Source organism: Synechococcus sp. R3-13, from assembly GCF_047462195.1.
In the GTDB taxonomy this organism is placed as follows: Bacteria; Cyanobacteriota; Cyanobacteriia; order Thermostichales; family Thermostichaceae; genus Thermostichus.
This window is the reverse complement of sequence record NZ_JANSIO010000316.1, coordinates 1-4208: the sequence shown is the minus strand read 5'-3', so window position 1 is coordinate 4208 and position 4208 is coordinate 1. Positions and strand designations below refer to the sequence as shown.

Genomic DNA, 4208 nt, shown 5'->3' with positions numbered 1-4208 from the left:
GGGAAGTGACGCCTGTGGAGACTCCTCTGGCGAGGCGGTAAGGGTGAACTCTGCTACTAGCCACGGGTCGTGGAAGCAGGAAGGAAGCAGCAGCGGTGGACAAGCTGAGGACTCCGTCCCGCTATCGCGAACAGTCTCGATCACTGTTGCACAGGTCTTTCGGAGCGACAAAGTGCTCATCCTGGCAACAGAGGTGACGGCTTCCGCCCTGGGTTTGTCCCGATATCTGGGCCAAGATCAAGTCAAGTTGAGCCAGGGATCCATCCCCTTCGAGGATCGTTGGCGGATCCCTGGAAGCTGTCATGGCCCTTGGCAAAAGGAGATGTCCGATGAACCCGCTTTTCCCCTTCAAACTCGGCCTGAGCCTGGTTTTGCTCTTGGGGCCGCTGGCCGTCTCTCCCGCCCAAGCGCAGCGGATCGTCATCGACGGGCGGGGGATCGTGGTAGAACCCAGCACAGGTGGCTCGGTGATCCTCAATCCCGACCAGCCGGTCTTTTCTCCAATCTTGCCCTCTGCAGTTCCTTTTTCCATCGATGAAGAAGGCAAGATCGTCTCTGCCCCTGGCTACCGCTGCAGTGCGGCTACTGCTGCCGACAACTCCCCCATCATCTGTCGCTCCCAGTTCAACCGCAACGACGTGGTGGTGTATGAGCGGGACGGCCAATCCAACACCTTCCTTGTGAACATCGACAACACGGTGACCCGGCCCTCCGGCAGTGGGCTGCGGATTGTGCCCAACCCTGAACCGGCGACTCCCTCGGGTAGCGGCCTGCGCATCATCCTAGACTGAGGGCAGGGATCCCTTCACCTCTTGTCCAGTTGCAACCGCAGCATTTGCTCTGCATCCTAGAGAGGTTTGGCGAAGAAATAGCCCTGGCCATACTCGCAGTTCAACAGCCTCATTGGTGCAGTCGCTGTAGGGTTTCGATCCCCTCGGCAGTGACGTCCATTCCCAGGCTGCGGGCCAAGGTGATGATCAGGCAATGGTCTCGGCATTTTCTCCATTCGGCCCCCAGCGCGAGATGAAGGAGCGATCGATTTTCAGGCTATTGATGGGGTAATCGTGCAGGCAGCTGAGAGAGGAGTAGCCTGGGCCGAAGATCAAAACCCCCGCAATTGCGCCAGTTGCTCTGCCGCTAGAAACCGTAGCCTATTTTGCGGTCTAAGGAGATCTTTCGGTGCTGGGGTGGTATTGTTGCCGTCTTTCTTCCAATTCCATCAGGATCTGCTGATGACGCTGCCGGGTGATTGGGTAGAACCACACCAGCAAGATCCCGCCGATCAAAGCCACTCCCGGTAAGGGGCCAATGGCAACGCGAATGGCCAACAAAGCCGATTACGGCTGGAGGGGCAGGGCCTCTCCGGCCACCGAAGGCACGAAGCCGGCCCAATCCAGAGCTTGCCCCACGAAAAACAGCCCCAGTGCCAAGCCCACCTTTTGTAAGAAGACCATAAAAGCGTAGAAGATCCCCTCCCGCCGCTCCCCGGTTTGTAGTTCATCCAGATCGATCACATCCGGCAACATGGACCAAGGGCCGAGATAGGCCGTAGCAGAAACCCCAATGCCGGCCAACAGAGCCAGCCCAATCATGATCCCTTGCTGGCCGGGCTGGAGGAAAAACAGGCCCGCCTGCGAGATCAGCCAAAACCCCGCCCCAATGAGGTACATGGTGCGCTTGTCCAGATGGGTGCTCAGTTGGGTCCAACCGAACAGCGTCAGCACTGCGATCCCCTGTACCGCCAGTACCACCAAGGAAATCCACACCTCCGGCAGGCCCATCCAGAAGACGATGAAATAAGGGATGATTGTGGCTGTGAACTGAAACGCTAGCCAAGAACACAGGTAGATGCCGCTGACAAACAGGTAGGGGCGGTTGCTGAAGGCCACCCGCAGTTGTTGAACCAGGGGCATGGGATCCCGTTGGGATGGATACCGTTCTCGCACCCCCCAAAAACAGATCAGCAAGGGCACAGCCGAGATCACTCCAAAACAGGCTCCCGCCAGCAGGTGGCCGGCAGCCCGATCCGGCAGCAGGTTGACCAAGAGCGGAAAGGTAACCACCGCAACCATGCTGCCCCCTACAGAGAAGGCAAAGCGGAATTGGTTGAGCTGGGTGCGCTCGTCGTAATCCTGGGTCAGCTCCGCTGTCAGGGAGGCGTAGGGAATATTGGCCGCAGAGTAGAAGGTATTGAACAAGAGCGACACCGCCAGGTAGTAGGCAAACAGGGGGCCAATCCGACCGGGAAAAGGGATCCACCACTGGGCCAGGAACGTGAGGCCGAAGGGGAGGGCGGAAAACAGCAACCAGGGACGGCGACGGCCCCAACGACTGCGGGTACGGTCGCTGAGGATGCCGATGATGGGATCGTTAATGGCATCCCAAATGCGAGTGATGGCGTAGATGCTGCCGGCCAAGCCTGCTGCCATGCCAACGGTATTGGTGAGAAAGGGCAGCAGGAAAAAGATGAGGATGTTGGCCGTCATGCCTGTGCCCAGATCCCCCACCCCGTAGGCCAGCTTCGTCCACAGGCTGAGTCGTTGTCTGGTCATCATGTCCCCCTGGAATGCCAGGATCGCAGTGTACGGGGTAGGTGGAGATTTCTTTGGGGATCCCTGAAAGAGCAGATCAAAGTTCGGGGTCTTCTCCCAGCTCTCGTAGCCGCTGGGCCAGTCGTTCGGCTCGGGAGCGTTCTAGGTCTGCCCGCTGCCGTTCCAATTCTGCCCGTTGCCGCTCCAATTCTGCTCCCGTAGGCAACAATTGCCCTGCCCTATCGTACCAGCGCACCCAAAAGCGTTCTCGCCCCTCGTAGGATCCCCACCACCGACCGATACTCAAGTCCAAATCGGGCAACAGAATGGGGGGATGTTCTTCAGCGCCTGAGCCGGGGAGCAGCTCATAGTGTCCGCCCTGGAGTTGATAAACGTTCAGCTCATCGGTCTCCAGCTCGAAGGTGACGTAGTAGGGGATCCGTAGCCGCCTTTCGTAGAGCTGGAATTTGGCTTGTCCGGGTTTTTCTTCCCCTTGGTCGTTGCAGATGATCTCCAAGATGAGAACAGGCAAGATATTCCCTTCATCCCAAACCACATAGCTTTTGCGAGCGGTGCCATCCCGCCAACGAGGAACCCCCAGCACCAGAAACAAATCCGGAACAATGACCTGCCGGGGTAGGGCGTAGTAAAGGCCCATATTGCAAGCCACAAAAAAGTCTTGCCGATCCGACCAGTGCAGCAGCAGCGGCTCCCGGAGGAGGGGGTATTGGCGGCCTTGATCCTCGTTGTCCAAGGGGGTGTCGTCTGTATCGGGCAAGTCGTGCTGGGTGGGCCAGCGATAGGGGGTAATGGTCATGGCCGGGCAGGAGCAGTATGCCTCCACTGTAGCGAATGGGTTAGGACTGCATTTGGCTCATGGCTTCCAGATCCAGCACTTCCGCCACCTGCTCTGGGGTCATGAGGTTGCGCTCCAAAACAATCTGTCGAATGGGCTGGCCGGTTTCCAGAGAAGCCTTGGCCACCTCTGCCGCTTGTAAGTAGCCGATGTAGGGGTTGAGAGCAGTCACCAAAGCCAGCGTCCCTTCCGCGTAGCCGCGGCATCGCTGCGGTTGGGGGGTGATGCCTTGAATGCAGCGCTCGGTGAAGACCCGCAGGCTGTTGTTTAGGATCTGTAGGCTGTGCAGGAGGTCATAAGCAATGAGGGGCATCATCACGTTCAGCTCAAATTGCCCCGCCTGAGCACAGAGGGTGATGGCGGTATCCAGCCCGATCACCTGAAAGCAGACCATGTTCAGCATCTCGGCCATTACCGGGTTATACTTTCCGGGCATGATGGAAGAGCCGGGCTGAACCGGGGGGAGTTGGATCTCCTTGAGGCCGGTCTTGGGGCCGGAATCCATCAGCCGCAGGTCGTTGGCCAACTTGATGCCATCTTGGGCCAAGTTGCGCAGGGATCCCGACAGATGCACAAAGGGGGCCATGCTCTGCATCGCCGCCATGGGGTGGGGAGCAGGGGTGAGAGGCAACTGGGTATACTCTGCCAGCCGTTGCACCACCTTTTGCCGGTACTGGGGATGGGTGTTGAGGCCGGTGCCGACGGCGCTTCCCCCCAGCCCCAAGCTGCACAGGGCCTGGCTGGCCTCCTCAATCCAGCGACGGTGTTGGGCAAAGATGGCCGCGTAGGCGCCGAAGCTGTCCCCCAGCCGCACCGGCACC

Annotated in this window: 6 protein-coding genes; 1 reads left to right on the top strand and 5 read right to left on the bottom strand. The window is 59.1% G+C overall.

The window, feature by feature from the left end; genetic code table 11:
* A partial coding sequence (locus NW856_RS09855; protein WP_414400045.1) for a hypothetical protein occupies positions 1-180 on the bottom strand: 180 nt, incomplete at its 3' end.
* 149 nt (positions 181-329) lie between these two features.
* Between NW856_RS09855 and NW856_RS09850 the strand changes: the two genes are divergently transcribed.
* On the top strand, positions 330-791 hold the full coding sequence (locus tag NW856_RS09850) for a hypothetical protein (protein WP_414400043.1): 462 nt from the start codon (positions 330-332) through the stop codon (positions 789-791).
* A 372-nt stretch (positions 792-1163) separates the two neighbouring features.
* Here NW856_RS09850 and NW856_RS09845 read toward each other — a convergent pair whose 3' ends face one another.
* The 4 genes from NW856_RS09845 to NW856_RS09830 all read right to left on the bottom strand — a co-directional run.
* Positions 1164-1328, bottom strand: a complete 165-nt coding sequence (locus NW856_RS09845; RefSeq protein ID WP_414400041.1) for a hypothetical protein — start codon at positions 1326-1328, stop codon at positions 1164-1166.
* A gap of 9 nt (positions 1329-1337) precedes the next feature.
* Positions 1338-2555 (bottom strand): MFS transporter, encoded by a 1218-nt coding sequence (locus NW856_RS09840; RefSeq protein WP_414400040.1) that lies wholly within the window; start codon positions 2553-2555, stop codon positions 1338-1340.
* Positions 2556-2628: 73 nt separating this feature from the next.
* Positions 2629-3348 (bottom strand): Uma2 family endonuclease, encoded by a 720-nt coding sequence (locus NW856_RS09835; protein WP_414400038.1) that lies wholly within the window; start codon positions 3346-3348, stop codon positions 2629-2631.
* A gap of 40 nt (positions 3349-3388) precedes the next feature.
* On the bottom strand, positions 3389-4208 hold an 820-nt coding region (locus NW856_RS09830; RefSeq protein WP_414400036.1), incomplete at its 5' end, for a lyase family protein.

What these genes read in the sequence shown, in the direction of transcription:
- NW856_RS09850 (WP_414400043.1), top strand. Translation starts at nt 330, where the DNA reads ATGAACCCGCTTTTCCCCTTCAAACTCGGCCTGAGCCTGGTTTTGCTC.
- NW856_RS09840 (WP_414400040.1), bottom strand. Translation starts at nt 2,555, where the DNA reads ATGATGACCAGACAACGACTCAGCCTGTGGACGAAGCTGGCCTACGGG.
- NW856_RS09835 (WP_414400038.1), bottom strand. Translation starts at nt 3,348, where the DNA reads ATGACCATTACCCCCTATCGCTGGCCCACCCAGCACGACTTGCCCGAT.